The following is a 24,932-nucleotide window of genomic DNA, read 5'->3' on the forward strand; positions in this document are numbered from 1 at the left end:
CGATCCCATCCCGAACTCGGAAGTGAAACGCAGCTGCGCCGATGGTAGTGTGGACTTCCATGCAAGAGTAGGTCACCGCCAGGGGCTTTATCCCTAAAACGCCTTCCCAACCGGGAAGGCGTTTTACTTTATGGCTTTGGCTTTGGCATCGACGGTGGCGAGGTCGGGCGTTGCAGGGGCGCGCCATCCGAGAAAAGGAGCGGGACGCGTGCACCATGGATCGCTGCGCTTGTCATCAGGGCAGGCGCTTCGAAGGCTCCGCGTCGCGAGAACATCGCCGTTATCGCCTAAGATGTATCCCCGGAATGCTCGACCAGTGCGCTCGTCGAGGAGAACGCCGTGTTTGTGAATGTGGAAACCCGACGTCAGCCGCGTCTGCATTGGGCGGCCATGCTGCTGATCTTAATTTGCGTGGTGACATTTGTCGCTTTGGCTTTGATGTCCCCGCCGCGGCGAATCACGTTCCTGCTGGAGTGGGGCACTGTTCCGGCCAATGTATTCGATACGCACCAACCCATCTGGCAACAGCTTCGAGATCCCGCTTTGCTACGCCTGGTCACGGCGCTATTCATCCACGTTGCGTGGCTGCATTTGCTGAGCAATCTTTTGTTCCTCATGATCTTCGGGATTCCAGCGGAGCGCACCTTAGGATCGATCCGTTTCCTGATCCTGTTCCTGCTTGGCGGCGTCGTGGCTAATTTTGCCGGAGCCATCTCGCTCGCCGGGGAAGTCAGGCCCATTATTGGTTGCAGTGGTGCGGTATCGGCTGTGCTCGGTGCATACGTTTCTCTGTTTCCGCGAGCACGTTTGGGGTTGGTCCTTCCCCTTGGCTTCTATCTGGAATTCGTACGTGTGCCAGCATTTCTGCTGATCGGAATCTGGGCTCTGCTGCAGTTGCTTTTCAGTTACCTGGGTGGGCCCAGCTATGGCGGATACGCCTGGTGGACACACCTGGCAGGCTTTTTGTTCGGCGTATTGTTCGCGCTGTTATCACGCGATGCCATCATGCGTCGCATGCGCCGGTAAAATAAGCACTATGCGCAATCAAAAACTCTACAAAGTAACTTTCCTGCATCTGGGCAAATGCTACGAGCTATACGCCCGACACGTTGCATCGAGCAGCCTCTGGGGTTTCACCGAAGTTGGCGATCTGATATTCGAGCCGGCAGGCGAGGGCATTGTGGTGGATCCCACCGAAGAACGTCTGCGCGAGGAGTTCAAGGACACGCGCGTGCTGCATCTACCCATGCAAGCCGTGGTGCGCATTGAAGAAGTTGATCGCAAGGGTGTGCTTGCCATCCGCGACGCGGCGGATGGACAAAAAGTTACTCCGTTCCCGATGCCCCCACGTAATCGCTAACGCGGCGCCTGGCTGAGCCCGTGATGTCTTGAAAACATCCTGAGCAAACGCCTTGCAAGAGGTGTTGCGGCCACCTGCCTATAAGTGTGGTGCGGATCGAAACCTTCGCGATGCATGTCATGATGCTTGCGCCGAATGTAGGCACGCATCACGTCCGCATTGAATTCGGGATGAAACTGCACGCTGACGGCGCTACGGCCATAGCGAATCAGGTGATGCGGATCGCGCGCAGAGCGAGCCAGCACTTTTGCACCCTTTGGAATTTCAAGCACGCTTTGTTCGTGCGTCGTGTGCGCGCGAAATTGGGTAGGTAGAAAGGCGGTCAATGCATCGTGTTCCGCGCCAGGTAGCAGATCGATCGGCAAGGTACCGATTTCTCGCCCGCCCGGCAGATAGTCGACCCGCCCGCCCAACGCGTGCGCCATGAGCTGATGACCGTAACAGACGCCGAGCAATGGCAGGTCCACGTCCACTGCATGACGGATCCATCCCGCCGTTTGTTCGCTCCACGGCGCGCGATCGGTCACCATCGCTGCTGAGCCGGTAATCAATGCGCCGGATATCTCCTGCGGCGGCGGCAACGCTTCTCCCGCCGCAACATTCACGACCCGCACTTGCTGCGGCGCTAATTGCGCACTTAAACGAAACCAATGAGGAAAATCGCCGTGGCGCGCTTTGATATTATCGGGCGCCTGGCCGGTGCGGATGATCAGGACTGGCTTCATGCGAGCAAAATGGGTGATCGGGGTTTCATCAAGGAGGTGAATCTTCGACATGCTCGACCGGCGGTAACACAGTCAGCACTTCCTGTACGGTGGTCAGTCCACGCGCAACCTGATCCGCGGCGGAAATGCGCAACGGGCGCATCCCTTCAAGCAAGGCGCCCTGGCTGAAATGGATCAGATCCAGTTGCGCGCCGATCATGCTGCGCAAGCGTGGGCTCAACGGCATCATTTCATAAATGCCGGTACGGCCCATAAAGCCGGTATGGCGGCATTCCAAGCAGCCCGCCGGCTTGTAGACGCGCTCGGGCACGGGCATCGACCAGCCATGCGTCAACACCGTCCATTCGTGCGGATCCTGCTGCGTTTCCAGCTTGCAATGTGGACACAACGTACGCACCAGGCGCTGTGCAACCACACCGGTGAGCGTCGATTGAATCAAGTAATGCGGCACGCCTAGATCGAGCAAGCGCGTTACCGCGCTAGGCGCATCGTTGGTATGCAACGTCGATAACACCAGGTGGCCGGTCAACGAGGCCTGCACCGCCATCTGCGCGGTTTCAAGATCGCGAATTTCGCCGACCATGATGATGTCCGGATCCTGGCGCAACAGCGTGCGCACGCCAGCGGCGAAATCCAGATCGATCGAAGGCTGCACCTGCATTTGGTTGAATTCGGGCGAGACCATTTCGATCGGGTCTTCCACCGTGCACACGTTGATATCTGGCGTGGCCAGATGCTTCAACGTGGAATACAGCGTGGTGGTCTTGCCCGAACCGGTCGGTCCGGTTACCAGCACAATGCCGTGCGGACGCTCCACCATGCTTCGCCATAGCGTGTCTTCGGAAGGCGAGAAGCCGAGCTGCGAGAAATCCTTGGCGACGATGTCCGGATCGAAAATACGCATCACCATCTTTTCGCCGAACGCGGTGGGCATGCTTGAAATACGCAGTTCCACTTCGCGGCCCGACGAGGCGCGCGTCTTGATGCGGCCATCTTGCGGGCGGCGTTTTTCTGCGACGTCCATGCGCGAAAGAATCTTGATGCGCGACGTGACTGCCGTCATCACCGGCGGCGGCAGTTCAAATACTTTGTGCATTACGCCGTCGATGCGAAACCGCATCATGCCCGCTTCGCGGCGCGGTTCCAGATGGATATCCGACGCGCGCTGTTCAAACGCGTATTGCAGCAACCAGTCCACAATATGGACGACGTGCCGATCATCGGCACCGACCTCACCGGCTTTGCCGAGTTCCAGCAACTGCTCGAAGTTGAGCAAGGCTGAGGAGTCGTAACCGCTCTGGTTCTTGGCATCCTTCGCCAACTGGATCGAACGCTGGACGCCGTAGAACTCCTGCAGATACCGATTGATATCAATCGGACTGGACACAACGCGATGCACATCACGGCGTAACATCTGCGCCAGATCCTTCGACCAGGAATTGTCGAACGGTTCTGCCGTGGCAAACGTCACTTCGCCCGTCGTGGCTGCTACGGGAAGGATGCGATGCCGCTGCGCATAGGCGTGGCTCACCACCTGCGTCACGGCGGCCACATTGATCTTCATCGGATCAATTTTGAGATACGGCAGGCCGGCCTGGCCGGCCAGCCATTCGGTCAGGCCTTCCAGGCTCAGCGGCCGGCCGGGATCGCGGCGATTGATCAGCTTGGCGTTGGCAATGATCACCAGCGGATTCAACTCTACCGAGCTGCGCCCGGCGCGATTGCCGATGCGCAATTGCTTGGCATCGTCCGCCGAGAGGTAGCCATCCACCACCAGGGCTGCCAGAACGTCGTCCAGCGCCAGCCGGCCGCGACGGCCCAACATGGAGGCGATTTGTTGCGTTGCTGGCATGGGCGGATTCCCCTTGTATCGCGCAGAAAACCGGCGAAAAGACGCGCTGCGGCTATACTAACCCGCTTTACACTCAGGTTAGGAAAGAGATGTCCGCGCCTACCTTCCAGGATGTGATCCAGACCCTTAACCGCTACTGGGGCCGCCAGGGGTGCGTGCTGCTGCAACCGCTCGATACCGAGGTTGGCGCGGGCACGTTCCATCCCGCCACGTTTTTGCGTGCGCTTGGTCCGGAGCCTTGGGCTGCTGCCTACGTCCAACCGTCGCGCCGCCCCACCGATGGGCGCTACGGCGAAAACCCCAACCGCCTGCAGCACTACTACCAGTATCAGGTGGTGATGAAGCCGAATCCGGAAAACATCCTTGAGCTGTACATCGGCTCGCTCAAGGAGCTGGGCCTCGATCCGCAAGTGCACGATCTGCGCTTCGTGGAAGACAACTGGGAGTCCCCCACGCTTGGCGCCTGGGGCCTCGGGTGGGAAGTCTGGCTCAACGGCATGGAAGTGACCCAGTTCACCTACTTCCAGCAGGCCGGTGGCCTGGAATGCAGACCGGTCACGGGCGAGATCACCTACGGCCTGGAGCGCCTCACGATGTATCTGCAAAACGTGGACAACGTCTACGACCTGATCTGGACCGAAGGCCCGCACGGCAAGGTCACCTATGGCGATGTGTTCCACCAGAACGAAGTGGAGCAGAGCATCTACAACTTCGAGCACGCCAACGTCACCGAATTGCTGCGCTGGTTCGATGTGTGCGAAGGCGAGGCCAACAAGCTGATTGCAGCAGGCTTGCCATTGCCGGCCTATGAGCAGGTCATGAAAGCCAGTCATACGTTCAATCTGCTGGATGCCCGTCGCGCCATCAGCGTCACGGAACGCCAGCGTTACATCCTGCGCGTGCGCACCTTGTCACGCAGCGTGGCGGAAGCGTATGTGGCGCAGCGTGAAAAGCTTGGTTTTCCCGGATTGAAGCAACAGAAGGAGCAGGCCGCATGAGCGCTGCCAAGTCATTGCTCATCGAGCTGGGCACGGAAGAGCTGCCGCCGAAATCGCTGGATGAATTGGGTGCATCGTTCCTGCGTGGTATTTGCGAAGGACTGGGCAAGCGCGGTATTGACGCACAGCTTGAGCAGGCCGTGCTATACGTAACACCGCGGCGTTTGGCCGTCCATGTTCCTGAAGTCGCTGTAGCGCAGCCGGAACAATCCATCGAACGCCGCGGCCCGGCGGTGAACGCGTCGATCGACGCGCAGGGCCATCCCAGCAAGGCACTGGTCGGTTTTGCGCAATCGTGTGGCGTTGGTGTCGAGCAACTGGAAAAGCTGGAAACCGACAAGGGTTCCTGGTTTGTATATCGCACGGTAAAACCAGGCCAGCCGGTCGCGGCGCTGCTGCCGGAAATCGTCGAGGAAGCACTTAAAGGCTTGCCGATTCCGAAGCCGATGCGCTGGGCCGATCACGACTACAGCTTTGTGCGCCCGGTGCATTGGCTGGTCATGTTGCATGGCGCCACCATCATTGATGGCCAGGTGCTGGGTTTGCGCAGCGGACGTCAGTCACGCGGTCATCGTTTCATGCATCCGCAACCCGTGCATCTGGCGGATGCGGATAGCTACGTCGATGCATTGCGCATGGCGAAAGTGTTGGCCGACCCGATGGAACGCCGCCAACGCATTCGCGATGAAGTAGCACGTGTAGCCAAGGAAACCCGCGGTACACCGCGGCTTGACGATGCGTTGCTGGATGAAATCGCCAACCTTACCGAGTGGCCCGTCGCGATCGCCTGCACGTTTGATAGCGCATTCCTGAGCGTGCCGCCGGAAGCGCTTGTCACCACGATGGAAGCCAACCAGAAGTTCGTGCCGGTGTTCGATGCACACGACAAGCTCACCGAGCATTTCATCGGCATCGCCAATATCGACAGCAAGCGCCCGAATGAAATTCGCAAAGGCTACGAACGCGTCATTCGCCCGCGTTTTGCCGATGCGAAATTCTTCTGGGATGAAGACCTGAAGACACCGCTGGCAAGCTATCAAGAAGCGTTGAAGAACGTCACCTATCAGCAAGCGTTGGGCAGCTTGTGGGACAAAAGCGTGCGCGTAGCCGAGATCGCGCGCATCGTGGCCAATCGCGTCGAGGTGGACGCCGGTCAGGCAACGCGCGCGGCTGCGCTGGCCAAATGCGATTTGCTCACCCGCATGGTTGGCGAATTTCCAGAGCTGCAAGGCGTGATGGGTCGCTACTACGCGCAGCACGACAAGGAATCGCCCGAGGTGGCCGATGCGCTGGATAGCATCTATCAGCCACGCTTCGCCGGCGACACGATCGCCGCGGGCAAAGTTGGGCAAGTGCTTGCGATTGCCGAACGCGTCGACACGCTGGCCGGCATTTTTGCCGTGGGGTTGAAGCCTGGCGGCAACAAGGATCCCTTCGCGCTGCGCCGCGCGGCCTTGGGTCTGGCGCGCACGTTGATCGAAGGCGGCCTTGAGCTCGATCACAAGGCATTGTTCGCCGAAGCGCTGGAGTTGCTGCCGGAAGCCGCGCTTGCAGCCGGCCTGAAACCAGGCAGAGACGGCAAAGCACCTGTCCTTGATGCGGGCCAACGCCGAGCTGCACTCATGTCCGAGCTCAGTGAATTCGTGCTCGAACGCCTGCGTGGCTACTACGCAGAAAAGGGCTTTACGACCGAGCAATACGAAGCCGTGCTGGCCGTCGCGCCCATCAGCCTGGTCGATTTTGATCGCCGATTACGTGCCGTGCTCGAATTCGGCCGGCAGCCGGAGGCATTGAGCCTGGCCGGCGCCAACAAGCGCGTCGCCAACATCCTCCGCAAGCAACAGGAAGAACACGGCGCCCAGAGCATCCGCGAGCACGTTGATCCGGCGCACTTCGAAGAAGATGCGGAGCGCGCTTTGGCGCAAGCCTTGGAAGCGGCCCAGGCTGACACGGCCACAGCGCTGCAACGCCGCGATTACACCGCGGTGCTCGCACGTCTTGCGCAGCTGCAGGCGCCGGTCGATGCGTTCTTCGATCACGTGTTGGTGAATGCCGACAACCCGGTGGTGCGCGCCAACCGGCTTGCGTTGCTTGGGCGATTGAAGGCGCAGTTCACGGCCATTGCCGATATTGCGCGGCTGTAACGGTTGAACAAAAAAAGCGGCCCCAGAGGCCGCTTTTTTATCTGTCCGGATACTTGAATCAGGACGCCAAACGAGTCGCCGCACGGCCTTTCAGGCGTTCGGCCAGCCGGTGGTTGAAGGCCACCATCGCGGTCGCATCCACATCGTTGCCGCCCGGACCGAGGATGTCATAAAGCTCGGCAAGCATGTCCGAGTTCTCGGCCAGCGTCAGATGGCTGTCCGCCAGATCCAGCTCCGATTGCAGAATGCGCAGCGCCGTGTTCAAGCGCTGCACATCCATGCCAGTGGCTTCCAGCGTTTCGGCCGCCGTGCGCAGCTTGGAGCGATGGCGCGAGACGATGGATTCGGAGCTGGTGGTGGCGTTCATATCATCCGGGACCACGGCGCTGGGATCCAGCATCGATCCCTCGCCAGCCACCAGCCAGACCAGCGAAATTCCCAAGGTGCGGGCCAAAGTGACGCAACGGGCACGCGAGGGATCGGTGTTTCCGTCGCGCCAACTACGCACCACCCCTTCCGAGAACCCACACATTCGAGCGATTTCCGTCACGCTGCCCACGCGCTGGATCAGCAACTTTATGCGATCGGCAAAGGTGGTGGCGGGGAGGGTGAGGGGTGTGTGCGTTTGCAGATTCATCGCAAAAATTCCACAGATTTCGAGCGTTGGGGACTGGTAAGTACTTGCCAGCGTTCCGGTTTTATAGACCAGCCGGCCTTCGTGAAAGTGTCGGCTGCCGCAACTTTCTGATGTCATGCCGCATGAATTTGCGGGTGGCGGCATGATTCGAAGTCATCCTAGGCCGCACAAACGCGTCAGTCTGTTCGGGGTTGACACATCGGTATTGCGATGGGGCAAGAAACTGCGGTTGAGCAGGAATGAGCCCGCGGCTCGCGCTTCTTTACGAATTGAGGTGTGGTAACAGGGCCCTGCATCCGTGCGATTTTTTCGACTTTTTAAGTCGCGAGCTATCAGACAAAGTCGGTCGGTCATTCGAATTTGGTCCGTGCGAGAAGTACCGCCTCAAAGATAAACATACGGTCACGAATGGTACATCTGGCCCGTTGACTTTTCCGTCCGTGGTCTTTGGGCTATGCTCTGAGGCTCCCCCGCGCTGTTTGCGACGCGATGCGTTCGGCAGGCATCGCGTTCGAATCGATCCAACCCGAGGTTTCCATCCCATGCGCAGCGTTGTTTGGTCGCTGATGACAGTGGCAGCGGTGGCACTAGCCGGCTGCAACAATTCTTCAAATCCGTCGTCGTCGACCGACACGGGAAATACCGAAGCAAGTGCGCCGGCCGGTCCCGCGCACAGCGTTACCGGTACCGTCACGATCCGTGGCGGCGGCACGCCTTCGCAGCAGAGCAAGCTCGACATCAGTATCGTCGACGTGACGGCACAGGGCTCCGCGCCGCTGGCCACCAAGGAAATTGCGCCCGCCACCACCTTCCCGCAATCGTTCGAGCTGGATTTCAATCCCGCCAACGTAGCCACCAACGATCTGTACATCGTGCAGGCGCAGCTGGTGGATGGTGATCGTCACTACACCATGCCGCTGCAGGCGCCGGTGTTGACCAAGGGCAACCCGACCACCAACGTCAAGGTTGAACTCACCCCCGAACAGACGCCGGGCGAAAAGCTCCTGGCACAGTTCCAGGGCGTGCAGAAGCAGATCGGCGGCATGAAGCGCTCCGCCGGCACCAAACTGGAGAAGGATGCCTCGCTGGCCTGGCAGGTCTTCCGCGATGGCGGCGAAGTGAAGTTCATCCGCGAGCTGGTCGATTACGGCGACAAGGGCTTTACCAGCACGGATTACGCCTACAAGGATGGCAAGCCGTGGGTGGTGCAGCAGCAGAAGAAGTCCAGCCAGAACGCCAAGCCCAGTTCGGTGGATACCGCCGGTTGGGGTGACGATGGTTCGCTGGTGCTGAAGACGCATGAGGCGGATGGCAACAATTCGCCGTTGAGCGATAGCGATGCCCAGAACCTGCAGCAGCAGTCCAAGGACATCCTCAATCTGGCAACGGGCGGCAAGGGCAAGTAAGCCCGCTTCCCGCGCTGGAATAAAAAAGCCGTCCAAACTGGACGGCTTTTTTGTTGCCAGGGGAAAGTACGGCTTAGAAGCCGTACTTCACTCCCACGTTGAAGCCGTTCATGCTCTGGCTGTGATCGGCGAAATGGCTGTTGAAGGCTACCCAGGCGGACAGGTTCGAGGTGACCTGCGCGCTCAGGCCAGCGTTGACCGAGCCCCAGTTCTTGTCCGGCGTGAAGCCAGCCATGTCGAAGCTGCCGTTCATGCTGTTGAGGCCAGCGGTGACCATGTCGGTGCCAGCGCGGCTGTCATGGTTCCAACCCAACTCGACATAGGGCGTCACGGCCATGCCCTGGGTATGCAGCGTGCCCTGCAGGCGCCAACCCAATGTGCTGATCAAGGCATTGCGCGACTGGTGGCCGAACCACATGGCGGTCGCGTCATTGCCGTTTTCGTTATAGCTGTCCACCCTGATGTTCTGATACTCGAAGTTCGCGAACGGACCGGTCTTCACCGTGCCCACGTCGAACCAGTAGCCGCCGTGCAGCCCTAAACCGACATACGAGCCATCGACCTTGCCGCTTTCGTTCGTACGAGCGTCGCCGATCATGAACACGCGGTTGACATTGGTGTAGCTGGCCTGGCCGAAGTCACCATAGACGCCGGCGTAAGCACCGCCGCTGTGCCAGGTGACATAACCCAGTCCCGTGAGGGCCTGCAGCTTGTAGCCGCCGCCGCTGGTGACATCGGCGGTATGTTCACCGATGCCCAGCGCGACACCCGCGGAGATGTTGTCCGTCGCGTGAATGTCCGCACCCACGGTGAGATCGACATTATTGCTGCTGGTGCGGGGAGCGCCGGCACGCTGATCGAAATGCTGATTCGAATAGCTGAGATCGGCGAACGCACGCGTGGTGCTGCCGAAGCTATCGGCCATCATCTGGTTGCGCACCACGGCCGTCTGCGTAGTCACCGCGGCGAGCGGTGCTTCCTGCAACAGGGAAATCTGCTGCGGCGCGGCCAGCTCGGAGAGCACCACCTGCGAAAGCATCACGTCTGCTGCTGTGGTGGGATGCACGCCATCCGCGAACAGGTAGGTCTGATTGGTGCCTGCGGCATAGGTGTAGGGCAGGCCGGAACCTTGCGGGCCGCATTGCACTGAACTTGAGCCTGCACCGCACGCCGGCGTGGTGACATTGCTAAAGCCGTACGCCCCGGGATTCGCCACGACCTGATTGAGCAGGGCAAAGGTGTTGACGGGAATGATGCCTTTGCCCAAGTGGCCAAGACCCGCGTTGAGCTGGCTGTTGTAAATAACGCTGAGCCCGGTCAGCGATGAAGCCGCCGAGGCGCCCTGTGCGAGTGCTTCGGGTGTCAGGCCGATATTGGGCAGGTTGAACACCACGATGTTTTTCGCGCCAGCCGCCTGCAGGGCACCGATCAGCTTCACTTCCTGCTGTCCGGCAGCGGCAACGGTGGTTTGCGCCTGGGTGGCCGTCTGTAGCGAGGACACACCCGCCGCTGCGGCCACCTGTGCATTCACCTGGGCGGTGACCAGTGGCGTGATCTGCGCTTCGAACGCGGCAATGGCCACCGGATTATTCGGAATCAGGCCGGCGGTAACTGCCTGGGAAGCCTGTGCAGCCAGTGTTTGTGCAATCAGTTGCTGCGCGACTGAGCCGGCGGCTACCGACGTGGCGGCGTTGAAAATATCGTTGGCGCCACCCCAGATGGCATACAGCGCATGCGGATTCACGCTACTGCTCGCCAGATAGCTGGTCACCTGGCTGGTGATGGTCGGCACGGTGGAGGGCGTGCCCGGCGAGTTGTTGGTGATACCCGCGCCACCCCAGGCGTAGTCGGTGCCGCCAGCCAGCGAAGCGGTCAGCGAATAGCCGAGGCCGGCGGCTACGTTCTGAATCGTCACATTGCCGGGATTGGTCGTGAACTTCAGCGGGGGCTGGATGCTCGGATCGGTCGCCAGCGAAATGTTGCCGGCATCGCTAAGGCTGTCGCCAAAAACCACCACGCTGTTGAACGTGGAATTCGGATTGCCGGTAGCGTGAACCGCGCCAACCATGCCGAGGGCCAGCGCCACGGCGCCAGCGATCTTTCGAGGGTGGAACATGTGTGGGTGCTCCTGCGTTGTTTGTTATCGGAGTGTTACGTTAATGCATGCCATACGGCAGCGCATGCTGCGCTGCCGTATGGGGAACTCCGCTAGTGCGCCTCATGCTTGAGGACGCAAGCCGCTATGACAGAAGCAGCAATGTCTGCGCGTCAGCGCTTCAACGCCCGCGAAAGCGCATCGGCAAAAGCACTGTTGGCAGGCGCCGAAGCCGGTTTCGCTGCTGGTGAACCGCCAGGCCGCGAGCCGCCGCGGTTGTCCCTGCCTCCTCGCGCGTCACCAGCGGCCGGCTTGCCGCTGCGTGCCTGTTGGCCGGGTTCGTCGTCCAGGCGCATCGATAGCGCGATGCGCTGGCGGGGGATGTCCACGTCCATCACCTTCACCTTGACAATGTCGCCGGCTTTGACGGCGTCGCGCGGGTCTTTCACAAAGGTGTGGGATAGCGCAGAGACATGCACCAGCCCATCCTGATGCACGCCGATGTCGACGAAGGCACCGAATGCCGCCACGTTGGTGACGCGGCCTTCGAGGATCATGCCGAGCTTGAGATCCTTCAGGTCTTCCACGCCTTCGGCAAAACTCGGCGCGACGAATTCCGGACGCGGATCGCGGCCGGGCTTTTCCAGTTCCTTGAGAATGTCGCGCACCGTCGGCACGCCGAATCGCTCGTCGGTGTACTGCTCGGGCTTCAGGCTGCGCAGGAAGGTGATGTCGCCGACGATGCTTTTCACCTCGCGGCCGCATTGCGCGATGATGCGCTCCACCACCGGATAGGCCTCGGGATGCACCGAGCTTGCGTCCAACGGGCTGTCGCCGTTGGGAATGCGCAAAAAGCCGGCGCATTGTTCGAACGCCTTGTCACCCAGGCGCGGCACCTTCAACAGGGCTTTGCGGTTCGGGAAGGGGCCATTGGCGTCGCGATGCTTTACCACGTTCTCGGCGACGCTGGGCGTAAGGCCTGCCACGCGCGACAGCAAGGCGGCCGATGCGGTGTTGACGTCCACGCCGACCGCGTTGACGCAGTCTTCCACTTTCGCATCCAGCGCGCGCGCCAGCTTTACCTGATTCACGTCATGCTGGTATTGGCCGACGCCGATCGCTTTGGGCTCGATCTTCACCAGCTCTGCCAGCGGATCCTGCAGACGGCGCGCGATGGACACGGCACCGCGCAAGCTCACGTCGAGATCCGGAAATTCCTTGGCCGCCGTTTCCGAGGCGGAATACACCGACGCACCCGCTTCACTCACTACGATTTTTGACAGCTTCAAATCCGCGTGTTTCTTGATCAGCTCGCCGGCCAGTTTGTCCGTTTCGCGTGACGCCGTGCCATTACCGATAGCGATCAGGTTGACGCCATGCTGCTTGCTCAACACCGCCAACCGTGCGATCGACTGATCCCACTGGTTGCGCGGTTCGTGCGGATAGACAGTGTCGGTCGCCAGCAGTTTGCCGGTGGCATCGACCACGGCCACTTTCACGCCGGTGCGGATGCCGGGGTCCAGCCCCATCACCGTCTTGGCGCCAGCGGGTGCGGCCAACATCAGATCCTTGAGGTTGTCGCCGAACACGCGGATGGCTTCGTCTTCCGCGGTTTCGCGCACGCGACCGAACAGATCCAGCGTGAGATGCAAGTGCAGTTTCACGCGCCAGGTCATGCGCACCGTTTCACGCAGCCATGCATCGGCAGCACGGCCGCGATCGATGATGCCGCTGTGCGACGCGACGCGACCTTCGCCTTCCAGGTGACCTTGTTCGGCTTCTGCCGCGGGCAACAGCTCCAATTCGATCACGCCTTCGTTGCGCGCGCGCATCAGCGCCAACAGGCGATGCGAAGGAATCTTGCCGATCGCTTCCATGTGATCGAAATAGTCGCGGAATTTCGCGCCTTCATTTTCCTTGCCTTCGACAACTTTGGCGCGGATCTGGCCTTTCTCCCACAGCCAGTCGCGCAACTCGCCCAGCAGCTGCGCATCTTCGGCGATGCTTTCCATCAGAATGGCGCGTGCGCCATCGAGCGCGGCGCGCACGTCGGTCACGCCTTTTTCCGCGTCCACGAATTGCTCGGCGAATGCTTCGGGCGACTGCGTGGGGTCTTCGCGCAGGCCGATGGCGAGCGGTTCCAGGCCGGCTTCGCGTGCGATCTGCGCCTTGGTGCGGCGCTTGGGCTTGTACGGCAGGTAGAGATCTTCCAGGCGTGCCTTCGTTTCGGCTTCGAGAATGTCTTGCTTCAGCGCGTCAGTGAGTTTGCCTTGTTCTTCGACGCTGGCGAGGATCGCCGTGCGGCGTTCTTCCAGTTCGCGCAGATAGCGCAGGCGTTCTTCGAGCGTGCGCAATTGCGTGTCGTCGAGACCTCCGGTGACTTCCTTGCGGTAGCGCGCGATGAAGGGCACGGTGGCGCCACCATCGAGCAATTCCACTGCGGCGCGTACCTGTTCGGATTTGGCGGCGATGTCCTGGGCGATGCGTTGTTCAATGCTGAGCATGGGACTAAACGAAATTCCTGGAGTTTGGTAATGCGACAAACGCGTCTGGCGAGAACGTCATGCGTTGCCGGTGGGCGAGCATGACAAAAAAAGCGGCGCAAGCCCAGAAGGCTGCGCCGTATCGAGGTGATCAATCAGGCATTGAAGTGGCCGGGTTGTTCGCCGTTTGCGCGGCTCGGCGGCTGTTCCTGCGCGGTGCCGTTGAGCACGAAGGTGCTGGCCCACAGATCGTGCAGGCCCTGCTTGCGCTGCGTCCAAGTGATGGCCAGGTAGCAGACGATCGGGATCAAACCGAACACCGCGCCCAGCAATCTCACGATATTGCGTGCAGCCGAACGGCCAAGCGTAATGCGCTGCCCATTGAGGTCGGTCACGCGCAGGCGCAGCGCCAGCTTGCCTGGCGTGGCTTGCAGCTTGGATGTTTCAAAGATCATGTAATACAGGAATGTGATGGCCAGTGATGCCACATTGGCGCCTTCCGTTGCCTTGGCGTAATCACGCAAGGCCGTGGCCATATCGGCGCCGGCTTGAATCTGATCGAGCAGATGCTTGTAAGCTTCTACGCCGCCAAGTGCGTAGGTCACGATCATGGAGGGAATCATCAGGATCAGCAGATCGATTACCCACGCGCCGAAGCGTTGCCAGAAGCTGGCGTAATCGAAATGGATGGCGCGGCTTGCCGGTTGCGCCTGCTGGGTTTGCTGCAGCGGCGGCGGGCCATAGGGATTGGGTGCGGGCACCGGTTTGTCTTGCGGAAACAGCAGCGATAGCGGTCGCCAGTCTGCCAATCCTTCGTACCAGCCGAGATCCTCAGGACTGAGCTGGCCGCTGCGCAGCCACTCTTTCACCTGTTCTTCCTGATAAGGGCCGTGACGTTCGCCGTTGCGACCGATCCAAACTTCCATCGCTCAATTCTCACAGAGTGTAGCTGCGGATGATGCCATGCGGCACATGACCGGAGGGCGGGACGCGTGGCGCATCGTCAATCGAGCACTGTAAACACGCGGATTGTGGATCGCGGAGTTGTCACGAGCGCTGACTGGACGGACATGTGCTGCTGTCAGCATCACGCCGCGTCGCGACGCTTCAGATGCACCAGCAGCAATGAAATGGCTGCTGGCGTGACGCCACTGATACGCGCTGCCTGCCCGATCGTCGCCGGCGTGCTGCGTTTGAGCTTCAACAGCACTTCGGCAGACAGGCCGCGCACTTTGTCGTAATCGAAGCTGGCGGGAATAGCCGTGCTTTCATGGCGGCGCTGGCGTTCGATTTCCTCGCGCTGGCGTTCAAGATAACCGGCGTACTTGGTTTGGACCTCGACCTGTGCGGCGACGTCTTCGCGATCGACCATCGGCCCCAGTTCGGGCACCTTGGCCAGCGCTGCGTAGTCGAGTTCGGGCCGGCGCAGCAGGTCCAGTGCGTTGGTTTCACGGCTCACGGCAATGCCGAGCTGCCGTTCGATCGCCGCGCCCAGCGTGTTGTTCGGCGCCGCCCACAAGGCGCCCAGGCGCTGCGTTTCCCGTTCCACGGCTTCGCGTTTAGTGCGCAGCGCATCGAAGCGTGCCTGCGGCACGACGCCAAGCGCGTGGCCGGTTTCGGTAAGGCGCAGATCCGCGTTGTCCTCGCGCAGATGCAGGCGGTACTCCGCGCGCGAGGTGAACATGCGATAGGGCTCGATGGTGCCGTTGCTGGTGAGGTCGTCGATCAGTACGCCGATATAGGCTTCATCGCGACGCGGATACCACGGCGCCTTGCCCTGCACCGCCAGCGCGGCGTTCAGGCCCGCAATCAGTCCCTGCGCGGCGGCTTCTTCGTAGCCCGTGGTGCCGTTGATCTGGCCGGCGAAATATAGCCCGGGGATGGTCTTGGTCTCCAGCCAGGGGTGCAGGCCGCGCGGGTCGAAGTAGTCGTATTCGATCGCATAGCCGGGACGCGTGATGTGCGCCTTCTCGAAACCCTTGATCGAATGGACCAGCTCCAGTTGCACGTCGAACGGCAGCGACGTGGAGATGCCGTTCGGATAGATCTCGAAGCTGTCCAGGCCTTCCGGCTCGATGAAGATCTGGTGCGAGCCCTTGTCGGCAAAGCGCACTACCTTGTCCTCGATGGAAGGGCAATAGCGCGGACCGACGCCCTCGATCTGGCCGGTATACAGCGGCGAGCGATCGAGCGCGCCGCGAATGACGTCATGCGTGCGGGCGCTGGTATGGGTGATCCAGCAACTTACCTGGCGCGGATGGTCCTCGCGTGAGCCGAGATAGGAAAACACCGGCGCGGGATCATCCCCCGGCTGTTCTTCCAGGCCGCTGAAATCGATGCTGCGCATATCGATGCGCGGGGGGGTGCCGGTTTTGAGGCGGTCGGCCGCGACCGGCAGTTCACGCAGGCGTTGGGCCAGCGTGGTGGCCGGCGGATCGCCAGCGCGCCCGCCCGCGTATTGGGCGGGCCCGATATGGATCTTGCCGGCCAGAAAGGTGCCCGCCGTGAGCACTACAGACCTGGCACGGAAGGAAACGCCCATCTGCGTCACTACGCCGACCACGCGGCCTTGTTCGATCAGCAGATCGTCGACGGCTTGCTGGAACAGCTCCAGGTTCGGCTCGGTTTCCACCATGCGGTGGATGGCGGCCTTGTACAACACGCGATCCGCCTGGCAGCGCGTGGCGCGCACGGCCGGTCCTTTGGACGCGTTCAGCGTGCGCCACTGGATGCCGGCACGGTCCGCCGCGTGGGCCATGGCCCCGCCCAGCGCGTCGATTTCCTTCACCAGATGACCCTTGCCGATGCCGCCGATGGCGGGGTTGCAGCTCATCTGGCCGATCGTCTCGATGTTGTGGCTCAGCAGCAGCGTGCGCGCGCCGCAGCGCGCCGACGCAAGCGCGGCTTCAGTGCCGGCATGGCCGCCGCCGATCACGATCACGTCGTAGGGGGTCGGGTGAAGCATCGGAGGGTAAATGCAAGAAAGGACAAGCGCTTATGATACTGCGAAGCGTCCGTCAGCGATGACCTACGCATGCTTACGCCAAGCTGGCACGCTTTCTGCATTTGATAAATCGCACTTTCACGGGCAGATGCCGCGCGATTTGCGCGCTGAGACAGGACGGCAGGGGTCCTTTCGCGTACCGGGTGAGGAAGCAGAGACGGCGCCCTTTCGGGGCGCCGTCTATTTTTTTGATCTCTTGAAGAGAGATCTGGCGCCCGGCGGTCTCAGGAACAGGGGGAATCCAGGATGACCGTAGTGCCGGGCGCCAGAAACTGGTGGCCCATCGGGCAATAACGGATAAAGACCGCAACCCCCCGTGGCGTGAGAGGCATCATCGCCCCGCACGTGTGAATATGAAGTGACTGAAACGCAAATTTCTGTCGGCTAACGGCAACTGCTGACAGAAAAGGTCACAGCGTGATGTAAGCCAATGTGAAGATGTGAACTGCATCACGCGATGGCACGCCTGTTGCTCTGCATTCCATGCAACGCAGAGAAAGGGGTGTGTCATGGATAGCAGTAACGAATTTGCACCGGTGTATTTGCGGCATGACTTGATGGTGGAAATCGGTCGCCTCGAAATGGCGATGGATCACCTCGTCGAGCGCGATCCGGTCCAGCAAGAACAGCTTCGCCCGCGCATCGAATCGCGCATGAGTCATCTGATCAGCGAACTGGATCATCTTCCCGCTTGACGGGATCTTCAAAATACCGCCTCGCAACGGCGACCACATCGGTCGCCGTTTGCGTTTTCAACGCTGCAATACGTTGCCGGCGATTTCGCTCAAGTTAGGTGACAGTCCCTCGCGTTGTACCAATCCTTCCAGCGCTTGCCGTGCTGCATGTCGGCGCACGGGTTCGAGCCGCTGCCAACCGTTGAACGCCGTGGCAAGCCGCGCGGCGATCTGCGGATTAAGCGCGTCCAGTTGTGCGAGACGTTCGGCGAGAAATTGATAGGCCGCGCCATCCACACGGTGGAATCCACTCGGATTGCCGCTGGCGAATGCGCCGAGCAGGGAGCGGGCACGATTGGGATTCTTCAGCGTAAAGGAGGGATCGCTTTCCAGCAGCTTGACGATGGCAAGCGCAGGCTCGCCCGGCACCTGCGCCTGCACGGTGAACCATTTGTCCAGCGCCAGCGGATTGTTCGCATAGCGTTCGCGGAAATGCGCCAGCGCTGTGGCTGCCTGCGGCGCGCGATGGCGCACCAGTACGCTGAGCGCGGCGAGGCGATCGGTCATGCCGGAGGCAGCATCGTACTGCTTGGCCGCCAATGCAAACGCTTGCTCGGCATCGACCAGGGCCAGCAATTCAAGCACGCGCCGCTTCAGGCGGCGCTTCGCTTGGCTGGCGGCATCCAGTTGTGATGCTCCCGCATACGTGGCGAGGCTGCGATAGCGTGCAAGCAAGTTCTCGATGCCGATCTGCTCGGCCAGGCGATGCTGCATGGCCTGGCGTTGCGCATGAATGCGTGCCGGATCCACTTCGCTCTGCCGATCGGCAAACTCGATTTCGCCCGGCGGCGTCAGCAGATCAGCGAGCAACGCATCGTCGATCATTTCCTGCTGAAACAGAGCCGCCAATGCCTGCCGCCACGCCTTGCACGCGGCGGAATCATCGCCGTCACGCGAGGTGTCGAAAGCCAGCATGGCCAATTGCTGTCCTGCTTCCCAACGGTTGAATCCATCCGCATCGTGCGTAAGCAGCAGCGCCAATTCGTCCGGTGTGTAATCACATTCCAGCACTACCGGCGCAGAAAAGCCGCGCAGCAGCGACGGCACGGGTGGCGATGGAACTCGCTGGAATACGAAACGTTGGGACGGCCTGCTGAGCACGACAACCGTTTCGTTGCCATGCGCCTGGCCATCCAGATGCAGAGAAAGCATGTGGCCCTGGCGATCGAACAACGACAGCTTTACCGGAATGGGTACAGGCGCCTTTTCGACCTGGCCCGGCGTGGGGCGCATCTGCTGCGAAAGCGTGAGCGTGTATTCGTGCCGCGTGGCGTCGTACTCGCCCCTGGCTTGCAAGCGCGGCGTGCCTGCCTGCGCATACCAGGTGAGATACGGCGTCAGATCGATGTGATTGGCCTGTCCCAGCGCAGCCAGAAAATCTTCGATCGTCGCCGCCTGTCCATCGTGCCGCTCGAAATACAAATCCATGCCACGACGAAAACCTTCCTGCCCCAGCCGCCCGGCGATCATGCGCACCAGTTCCGAGCCTTTCTCGTACACCGTCGCGGTATAGAAATTGTTGATCTCGCGGTACTCGGCCGGACGCACCGGATGCGCCAGCGGGCCAGCATCTTCCGGAAATTGCGTGCGGCGTAGCAAGGCCACATCTTCGATGCGCTTCAAGGCCGCGGAGTTCATGTCCGCAGAAAATTGCTGTTCGCGAAATACCGTAAGGCCTTCCTTGAGGGATAGCTGGAACCAGTCGCGACAGGTGACGCGGTTGCCGGTCCAGTTATGGAAATATTCGTGCGCGACGACTGCTTCCACGGCGCGGTATTCGTCGTCCGTGCTGGTGTCCGGATCGGCCAGCAGGAACTTCGCGTTGAAAATATTCAGCCCCTTGTTCTCCATTGCGCCCATGTTGAAGTCGTGGGTGGCGACGACATGGAACACATCCAGATCGAAGTTGCGGCCATAGGCGCGTTCGTCCCAGCGCATCGAGCGTTCCAGTGCGTCGAGCGCGTAATGGCAGCAGTCGATCACGTTGGCTTCGGACCAGATCACCAGTTTCACCTTGCGCCCATCGGCCGTGATGTAGTCGCGCTGGATGTTCTCCAGGCGCCCGGCCACCAACGCAAACAGATAACAGGGCTTGGGATGCGGATCCACGAATCGCGCCCAATGCCGTCCATGGGGTAGCTCGCCGCCGCCTGCGGGGTTGCCGCCCGCCAACAGCACGGGAAAGCGTTCGCGATCGGCCCGCAAGGTCACCGTATAGCGTGCGAGCACATCCGGACGATCGGGAAAAAATGTGATGTGCCGGAAACCTTCCGCTTCACACTGCGTCAACAGAAAACCATGCTCGCGCGAACCGGACAGGTACAAGCCCTCCAGCGTGGTATTGGCCGCAGGCTGCACGCGCACGCGTGTTTCCAGCGCGCTGCCGTCGCGTGCGCCATGGATTTCCAGTACGCCTTTCTCAAAGCGATAGTCGCCGGCATCAAGTGCACGGCCGTCGAGCGAAATCGCCAACAGTTCCAACCCTTCACCATCCAGCCGCAGTGGCGCCGGCTGATGTGGATCGCTGCGTAGCGTGAGGCGCGAAGAAACTTCGGTCGTGTCGATCCCCAGGTCGATGTCCAGTTCGATGGTGTCCACCGACCATGCCGGAGGCTGATAGTCGCGCAAGTGGATCGGAGCAGTTTCGCTGACGAGGTTCATGTGCAGGAGCCAGTGAAGAATCGAGATATCTCAGGCTAACATGAGGCACTTTGGTCGACAGGACAAGCGAATGAGCGGATTCAGTCTCGAAAAGGTCCGGTGGGGCGAGCATGACATCGTCGTCTTATGCGATGCCAAGCACGGTCGCCGCGCCAGCGTGGCCCATCGTGGTGCGAATCTGGTCGCGCTCGAGCAAACGACGGATGGCACGACGCATGCGCTGATTGATGGCTACCGCGATGCCGGCGAGCTGGAACGCAGCCAGAGCGCGCGTTCCGCGATCATGGCGCCGTTCGCCAATCGCATTGCGGAGGCCCGCTACGACTTCGACGGCACGACCCATGACATGCAGCCTGGCGTGGAAACGCAGCGTGGCATTCGACACGGCTTTGTGCGCACGCTGGATTTCGACGTCGCCAACCAGCACGCTGATGCGCACGGCGCACACGTCACCTTAACCACCTCGGTCATTCGTCCCGGCGTGTTCCCAGGCTATCCGTTCGCGATCGATCTGGCGGTTACCTACACGCTCGATGCAAAGGGGCTGTCGCTGGCGGTGAGCATGCGCAATGTCGGTAGCGATGCCGCGCCATGCTTCTTCGGATGGCATCCGTATTTCCGTTTCGATGGCAGCGAGTTGGATACGTGGGAGTTGCAGGTGCCGGCCACCCAGCTGGTGCGTACCTCGCTCGAGCTGATTCCGCTGCCGGGCGCGGAGGCGTTCCTGCCGTTGGAGCAGGCACCGAAAGAACTGGATTTCCGCACGTCCCGGCCCATCGGCGCGGTGAAAATCGACAATGCTTTTGCCGGCCTCGTGCCCGATACCGATGGCCGCGTGCGCACGCGTTTGCGCGATCCAGCCAGCGGCCTGCGCATCAGCATGTGGCAGGAGCATGGCGTGGTGCTGGTGTTTACGGCCGATACGGTAAGCCGCGATGTGCGTCGCGCCGTGGCGATGGAGCCGATGGAAAGCCTGTCCAACGCCTTCAATCGCGCCGATTGCGCGGATGCCATTCGGCTGGAGGCCGGTGCTGAGCGTGTATTCCGCTGCGGTGTGGAGATCGATCGCACATGAACGTGCAGCTGCCTACTTTCGAAGACATTCATGACGCAGCTGCGCGCATTGCGCCGTATGCAGTAGTCACGCCGGTGTTGCGCAACACGGCGCTGGATGCCTTGGCTGGCGCCGAGCTGCATTTCAAATGCGAAAACCTGCAACGTGGTGGTGCGTTCAAATTTCGTGGTGCCTGCAACGCGGTGTGGTCGTTGATGGAAGACGAGGCACGCTGCGGCGTCGTCACGCATTCATCCGGCAATCACGGCAATGCATTGGCGATGGCAGCCGTGACACGCGGTATTGCGGCGCACGTGGTGGTGCCCGAAGGTGCCGTTCGCGCCAAGCTGGCGGCGATCGAGCAGGCTGGCGCGACGATCCATCGCTGCGCCGCCACCCAGGCTGCGCGAGAAGCCAAGGCCGCCGAGGTGCAACAGGCAACCGGCGCAGTCATGGTGCACCCGTATGCGAATGCGCGCGTCATGGCAGGGCAGGGCACGGCTGTGTTGGAACTGCTGCGGCAGAGCGAGGAACTGGACACCATCATCACACCGGTCGGCGGTGGCGGCCTGCTCTCCGGCTGCGCGATTGCCGCACATGGTTTAAAGCCGGCGGTCGACATGGTCGGTGCTGAGCCCGCTGGTGCGGCAGATGCGGCGGCCTCGCTTGCGCGCGGCGCGCGTGTCGAGCATTTCACGCCGGACACGATTTGCGATGGTTTGCGCGCACTGGTTGGTGAACCGAACCTGGTTGCCTTGCGCGAGCATCGCATCACGATAATCACGGTCAGCGATGAAGAAACCATTGCCGCGATGAAGCTGCTTTGGCAACACCTCAAGCTGACGGTGGAAGTATCAAGCGCCACCGTATTGGCGGCCATCCTCAAGCAGCGCGAGCGTTTTGCCGTGCGTCGGGTCGGCCTCGTGCTCACCGGTGGCAATGTCGATCTCGACGCGTTGCCGTGGTGAGGCAAACGGGGACAGGTGCGTGAGTGCACGTAAATCTCTCGCGCCACGTCACAGATCACACACGGCCACATTTGCTTAACCAAAAACCGACGCGTCATTCAACGCTGCACTGAAAAAGTCCCGCCACGTTTTCGACCTAACCCGGCGCCGGCTGCATGGCTGGCGCCGCTTCGATACGTCCAACGCTGGAGGGAGCCATCATGCCGTCGTCGATGATCGATCTGGACCACCCGCGCAAGAATGCCATCACCGTCATGCAAGCCAGCGTGCCGGTCGAGCTATGGCAGCAGAACGCCGATTTCGTCAAACACTTGAGGGAAGTCATCGCCGCGCATCCGGTCACCCGGCATGTGGCGATCGAGGTGCTGGGCCGTGGTGAACTGGATGCTGCTTCCATGCGCCGTATCCATCTGGAATACCGCCATGCCACCGTGCAGGTCTTTACCGATGCCTTGCTGGCAGCACAGATGCAGACGCGGCAGTTGGAACCGCGCTTGCAAGCCGGCGCCAAACTTGCGCCCCGCTTTCTGATCACGTTGAACGATCTGGACGAGTTCGGCTTTCGTCCCGGCAGCGATGCGGACGGCTATTACCGCGGCAATCCGGTGTACGCGCACTATCCCTTGTTCGAACGTGTGCTCGACGATTACGGCATCACGCAGGCAGAGCGCAAAGCCTACGCGCCCAGCCGCATCGCGCGCGCCGTGCGCTCGTTCCTGGAGCGCAGTTATCGCAATTACTTGGACGTGACGGCATTGCTGGCGGTTGCCGAAGAGGAAGTCGTATTGTTCAGCCCGCCCCTGCGGGCGGCTACCAAAGCGTTGAATATCGACGTCAACGATGGCTATTACTTCGTGCATGGCGTCAGCAGCGACGACACCGCCGAAGCTGCCGATGACGATCACGAAAACGACCTGTGGTTGATCCTTACGCAAGCACTGCTGCCGGATCAGTACACGCGCATCGAAACCCTTTGCTTGCAATATTGCGAGCTATGGGGTCGCTTCTGGACCTTCCAGATGAGCCGGGCCACGTCGCGGCGGCGAGTGCGGCGCACCCATCAGTCAACGCATACCTCCGTCGTAGGCAGCGAGCACTGGGTCGCATTTTGAAGGCGCCGGTAGGTGCGTGCCTGTCATGAGCGCGTAGCCGATGTGTCACTGGAGATACATCGGCCGTACGTGCAGGAAGCCACAAGCGCAAACGCATGGTGCGCGATGCAATCGCTACCTGCGCACGAGGATTTTTTGATGCCAATCACGGCTGCAAATCCAAAAATCGCTCATCCTGACAACGTAACCTGTGTCACCCAGCATCGAGCAACAGGGGGGCCTATGATCGAGCTGGAAATCCAGGTGCTCTCCGATCGGAGGGAGGGCCTGGTGATGGAACTTGGGCAAGTGATTGCCGCGCATCGCTATGCATTGCTACGCCAGCGCCTGACCCAAGACCGGCGCGGCGCGTGGCTGTCGATGGTGGTGCGTGGTCCTTCCGAACAGCGTTTTGCGCTGGAGGAAATGTTGGGATCGCATAACCGCGTGCTGAGCTTTGAAGCGGCACTTTGCGACGAAGCGAGCGCGATTTCCATGGCGCCACGATCAATGCAGCCTGCTTTCACGCCTGAGCTCAGGCGCGAGCCGGAGCAGATCGTCGTGGCGCCGGACCTTGAGCAGGTCGAGCAGATCCTGCCCAGGCTGACCGGGAATTTTCCAGACATCTATCCCTGGCTAAGGGTGTTGGAAAGCAGCGTGGCGAGTCCCGCGCGCGAGCCGTCGCTGTTCCTGGCTGGCCGGCGTGCCGGCGCATGGGTCTACAAGCGCGATTACGCCACCAACGCACCCTTGAACCTGGGTGATGCGATCAGGCGTGTCGCCGTGCCCGCCATGCAGCAGATTGCCCAGATCGAACAGCGCGGGGTGCATGTGCACGTGCTCAACTGCCCGCTATGCGCACCGAGCGGCCAATCCGGCTGCCGGTTCTACGGCGGCTACCTCGAAGGCTTGCTGGGTGCGGCGGTGGTGGCGGGCAAGAAGGTGCGCATCAGGCATCTCAGCTGCAGAAGTGCCGGCGCCGCGCAATGCAGTCTGGAAATCGCGCACTGAGTTGGCGGTATCCTGCGCATCCTTGATCAGGATGAAAAGGGGATACCGTGGCGACGACGCGACTACGCTGCCATTGGGCAGCCGATGGCGAACTGATGCAGGCCTACCACGATAGCGAGTGGGGCATTCCGCTGCACGATGACCGGAGTCTGTTCGAGTTCCTGTGCCTGGAAGGCGCGCAGGCAGGTCTGTCATGGCGCACCGTATTGCACAAGCGCGATCACTACCGCCGTGCGTTCCACGGTTTCGACATCGCCCGTGTGGCGGCGATGAAGGATCGCGAGCTGGAAAAGCTGCTGCTCGATCCGGGCTTGATCCGCAACCGCCTCAAGATCACCTCCGTGCGCGACAACGCCAAGGCGGCGCTGGACGTGATCGAGGAGCACGGCAGCCTGGATGCCTATCTCTGGTCGTTCGTCGACGGCAAGCCGGTCCGCAATAACTGGCGTACCCGCGCCGAGGTGCCGGCCAGCACCCAGGTCTCCGACCAGATGAGCAAGTCACTGAAAAAGCGCGGCTTCCGCTTTGTCGGCACCACCATCTGCTATGCCTTCATGCAGGCGACCGGCATGGTCAACGATCACCTGGTGGAATGCTTCCGGCACAAGGCATGCGCCAGCAAGCGTTGAGCATCCGTAGGCTGGGATGAAATCCCAGCATTGGGGAGTTCGAGAAAAGCTGGGATTAGCATCCCAGCCTACGAGATCAA

Annotated in this window: 19 protein-coding genes and 1 rRNA gene; 12 read left to right on the forward strand and 8 right to left on the reverse strand. The window is 61.1% G+C overall.

Features of this window, described 5'->3' with window-relative positions; all coding sequences use genetic code 11:
• The 3 genes from rrf to VJR68_RS05605 all read left to right on the forward strand — a co-directional run.
• A 5S ribosomal RNA gene (rrf, locus tag VJR68_RS05595) occupies window positions 1–84 on the forward strand; the annotation flags it as partial.
• 255 nt (window positions 85–339) lie between these two features.
• Window positions 340–1,026 (forward strand): rhomboid family intramembrane serine protease, encoded by a 687-nt coding sequence (locus VJR68_RS05600; RefSeq protein WP_324146581.1) that lies wholly within the window; start codon window positions 340–342, stop codon window positions 1,024–1,026.
• Window positions 1,027–1,036: 10 nt separating this feature from the next.
• Window positions 1,037–1,360, forward strand: a complete 324-nt coding sequence (locus VJR68_RS05605) for a DUF1820 family protein (RefSeq protein ID WP_324146582.1) — start codon at window positions 1,037–1,039, stop codon at window positions 1,358–1,360.
• Here VJR68_RS05605 and VJR68_RS05610 read toward each other — a convergent pair.
• Together VJR68_RS05610 and VJR68_RS05615 are read right to left on the reverse strand one after the other, a co-directional pair.
• Complete coding sequence (locus VJR68_RS05610) at window positions 1,357–2,085, reverse strand: glutamine amidotransferase (RefSeq protein WP_324146583.1); 729 nt, start codon at window positions 2,083–2,085, stop codon at window positions 1,357–1,359. The two genes, VJR68_RS05605 and VJR68_RS05610, sit on opposite strands and share 4 nt — an antisense overlap.
• A 28-nt stretch (window positions 2,086–2,113) precedes the next feature.
• Window positions 2,114–3,937, reverse strand: a complete 1,824-nt coding sequence (locus VJR68_RS05615; protein WP_324146584.1) for a GspE/PulE family protein — start codon at window positions 3,935–3,937, stop codon at window positions 2,114–2,116.
• 89 nt (window positions 3,938–4,026) lie between these two features.
• On the opposite strand from VJR68_RS05615, the gene glyQ reads away from it, so the two are divergent.
• Window positions 4,027–4,935 carry a glycine--tRNA ligase subunit alpha gene (glyQ, locus tag VJR68_RS05620; protein WP_324146585.1) on the forward strand — a complete coding sequence of 303 codons (909 nt, stop codon included), beginning with the start codon at window positions 4,027–4,029 and terminating at the stop codon, window positions 4,933–4,935.
• Complete coding sequence (glyS, locus tag VJR68_RS05625; RefSeq protein WP_324146586.1) at window positions 4,932–7,079, forward strand: glycine--tRNA ligase subunit beta; 2,148 nt, start codon at window positions 4,932–4,934, stop codon at window positions 7,077–7,079. The genes glyQ and glyS overlap by 4 nt, the downstream gene beginning before the upstream one ends.
• A gap of 58 nt (window positions 7,080–7,137) precedes the next feature.
• On the opposite strand, the gene VJR68_RS05630 is transcribed toward glyS, so the two are convergent.
• Entirely contained in the window at window positions 7,138–7,716 is a 579-nt protein-coding gene (locus tag VJR68_RS05630; RefSeq protein WP_324146587.1) for a helix-turn-helix transcriptional regulator, read from the reverse strand.
• Window positions 7,717–8,258: 542 nt separating this feature from the next.
• Between VJR68_RS05630 and VJR68_RS05635 the strand changes: the two genes are divergently transcribed.
• Window positions 8,259–9,122 (forward strand): YbaY family lipoprotein, encoded by an 864-nt coding sequence (locus tag VJR68_RS05635; RefSeq protein ID WP_324146588.1) that lies wholly within the window; start codon window positions 8,259–8,261, stop codon window positions 9,120–9,122.
• A 73-nt stretch (window positions 9,123–9,195) separates the two neighbouring features.
• On the opposite strand, the gene VJR68_RS05640 is transcribed toward VJR68_RS05635, so the two are convergent.
• From VJR68_RS05640 to mnmG, 4 genes are all read right to left on the reverse strand, one after another.
• On the reverse strand, window positions 9,196–11,238 hold the full coding sequence (locus VJR68_RS05640) for an autotransporter outer membrane beta-barrel domain-containing protein (RefSeq protein WP_324146589.1): 2,043 nt from the start codon (window positions 11,236–11,238) through the stop codon (window positions 9,196–9,198).
• A 152-nt stretch (window positions 11,239–11,390) separates the two neighbouring features.
• The gene (locus tag VJR68_RS05645; RefSeq protein WP_324146590.1) at window positions 11,391–13,721 is read right to left on the reverse strand and encodes a Tex family protein; all 2,331 of its coding nucleotides are present in this window, start codon (window positions 13,719–13,721) and stop codon (window positions 11,391–11,393) included.
• Window positions 13,722–13,855: 134 nt separating this feature from the next.
• Window positions 13,856–14,626 carry an RDD family protein gene (locus VJR68_RS05650; protein WP_324146591.1) on the reverse strand — a complete coding sequence of 257 codons (771 nt, stop codon included), beginning with the start codon at window positions 14,624–14,626 and terminating at the stop codon, window positions 13,856–13,858.
• Window positions 14,627–14,787: 161 nt separating this feature from the next.
• A complete protein-coding gene (mnmG, locus tag VJR68_RS05655) occupies window positions 14,788–16,665 on the reverse strand; it encodes a tRNA uridine-5-carboxymethylaminomethyl(34) synthesis enzyme MnmG (RefSeq protein ID WP_324146592.1) in 1,878 nt (625 codons plus the stop codon).
• Window positions 16,666–17,213: 548 nt separating this feature from the next.
• Here mnmG and VJR68_RS05660 point away from each other — a divergent pair.
• A complete protein-coding gene (locus tag VJR68_RS05660) occupies window positions 17,214–17,399 on the forward strand; it encodes a hypothetical protein (protein WP_324146593.1) in 186 nt (61 codons plus the stop codon).
• A gap of 57 nt (window positions 17,400–17,456) precedes the next feature.
• Here VJR68_RS05660 and pepN read toward each other — a convergent pair whose 3' ends face one another.
• Window positions 17,457–20,099: an aminopeptidase N gene (gene pepN, locus VJR68_RS05665; protein WP_324146594.1), complete on the reverse strand. Its 2,643-nt coding sequence runs from the start codon at window positions 20,097–20,099 to the stop codon at window positions 17,457–17,459.
• A gap of 70 nt (window positions 20,100–20,169) precedes the next feature.
• Here pepN and VJR68_RS05670 point away from each other — a divergent pair, with 70 nt between their 5' ends.
• From VJR68_RS05670 to VJR68_RS05690, 5 genes are all read left to right on the forward strand, one after another.
• Entirely contained in the window at window positions 20,170–21,174 is a 1,005-nt protein-coding gene (locus VJR68_RS05670; protein ID WP_324146595.1) for an aldose epimerase, read from the forward strand.
• Complete coding sequence (locus tag VJR68_RS05675; protein WP_324146596.1) at window positions 21,171–22,121, forward strand: pyridoxal-phosphate dependent enzyme; 951 nt, start codon at window positions 21,171–21,173, stop codon at window positions 22,119–22,121. The genes VJR68_RS05670 and VJR68_RS05675 overlap by 4 nt, the downstream gene beginning before the upstream one ends.
• Before the next feature lie 200 nt (window positions 22,122–22,321).
• A complete protein-coding gene (locus tag VJR68_RS05680; protein WP_324146597.1) occupies window positions 22,322–23,233 on the forward strand; it encodes a hypothetical protein in 912 nt (303 codons plus the stop codon).
• Window positions 23,234–23,455: 222 nt separating this feature from the next.
• Window positions 23,456–24,223, forward strand: a complete 768-nt coding sequence (locus VJR68_RS05685; RefSeq protein WP_324146598.1) for a 4-vinyl reductase — start codon at window positions 23,456–23,458, stop codon at window positions 24,221–24,223.
• 47 nt (window positions 24,224–24,270) lie between these two features.
• Window positions 24,271–24,852, forward strand: a complete 582-nt coding sequence (locus tag VJR68_RS05690) for a DNA-3-methyladenine glycosylase I (protein ID WP_324146599.1) — start codon at window positions 24,271–24,273, stop codon at window positions 24,850–24,852.
• The last annotated feature ends 80 nt before the right edge of the window (window positions 24,853–24,932 follow it).

The organism is Dyella sp., assembly GCF_035277725.1.
In the GTDB taxonomy this organism is placed as follows: Bacteria; Pseudomonadota; Gammaproteobacteria; order Xanthomonadales; family Rhodanobacteraceae; genus Dyella_B.

Coding starts and splice junctions, on each gene's coding strand:
- VJR68_RS05605 (WP_324146582.1), top strand. CDS start 1,037: ATGCGCAATCAAAAACTCTACAAAGTAACTTTCCTGCATCTGGGCAAA.
- VJR68_RS05610 (WP_324146583.1), bottom strand. CDS start 2,085: ATGAAGCCAGTCCTGATCATCCGCACCGGCCAGGCGCCCGATAATATC.
- VJR68_RS05615 (WP_324146584.1), bottom strand. CDS start 3,937: ATGCCAGCAACGCAACAAATCGCCTCCATGTTGGGCCGTCGCGGCCGG.
- glyQ (WP_324146585.1), top strand. CDS start 4,027: ATGTCCGCGCCTACCTTCCAGGATGTGATCCAGACCCTTAACCGCTAC.
- glyS (WP_324146586.1), top strand. CDS start 4,932: ATGAGCGCTGCCAAGTCATTGCTCATCGAGCTGGGCACGGAAGAGCTG.
- VJR68_RS05630 (WP_324146587.1), bottom strand. CDS start 7,716: ATGAATCTGCAAACGCACACACCCCTCACCCTCCCCGCCACCACCTTT.
- VJR68_RS05635 (WP_324146588.1), top strand. CDS start 8,259: ATGCGCAGCGTTGTTTGGTCGCTGATGACAGTGGCAGCGGTGGCACTA.
- VJR68_RS05640 (WP_324146589.1), bottom strand. CDS start 11,238: ATGTTCCACCCTCGAAAGATCGCTGGCGCCGTGGCGCTGGCCCTCGGC.
- VJR68_RS05645 (WP_324146590.1), bottom strand. CDS start 13,721: ATGCTCAGCATTGAACAACGCATCGCCCAGGACATCGCCGCCAAATCC.
- VJR68_RS05650 (WP_324146591.1), bottom strand. CDS start 14,626: ATGGAAGTTTGGATCGGTCGCAACGGCGAACGTCACGGCCCTTATCAG.
- mnmG (WP_324146592.1), bottom strand. CDS start 16,665: ATGCTTCACCCGACCCCCTACGACGTGATCGTGATCGGCGGCGGCCAT.
- VJR68_RS05660 (WP_324146593.1), top strand. CDS start 17,214: ATGGATAGCAGTAACGAATTTGCACCGGTGTATTTGCGGCATGACTTG.
- pepN (WP_324146594.1), bottom strand. CDS start 20,099: ATGAACCTCGTCAGCGAAACTGCTCCGATCCACTTGCGCGACTATCAG.
- VJR68_RS05670 (WP_324146595.1), top strand. CDS start 20,170: ATGAGCGGATTCAGTCTCGAAAAGGTCCGGTGGGGCGAGCATGACATC.
- VJR68_RS05675 (WP_324146596.1), top strand. CDS start 21,171: ATGAACGTGCAGCTGCCTACTTTCGAAGACATTCATGACGCAGCTGCG.
- VJR68_RS05680 (WP_324146597.1), top strand. CDS start 22,322: ATGCCGTCGTCGATGATCGATCTGGACCACCCGCGCAAGAATGCCATC.
- VJR68_RS05685 (WP_324146598.1), top strand. CDS start 23,456: ATGATCGAGCTGGAAATCCAGGTGCTCTCCGATCGGAGGGAGGGCCTG.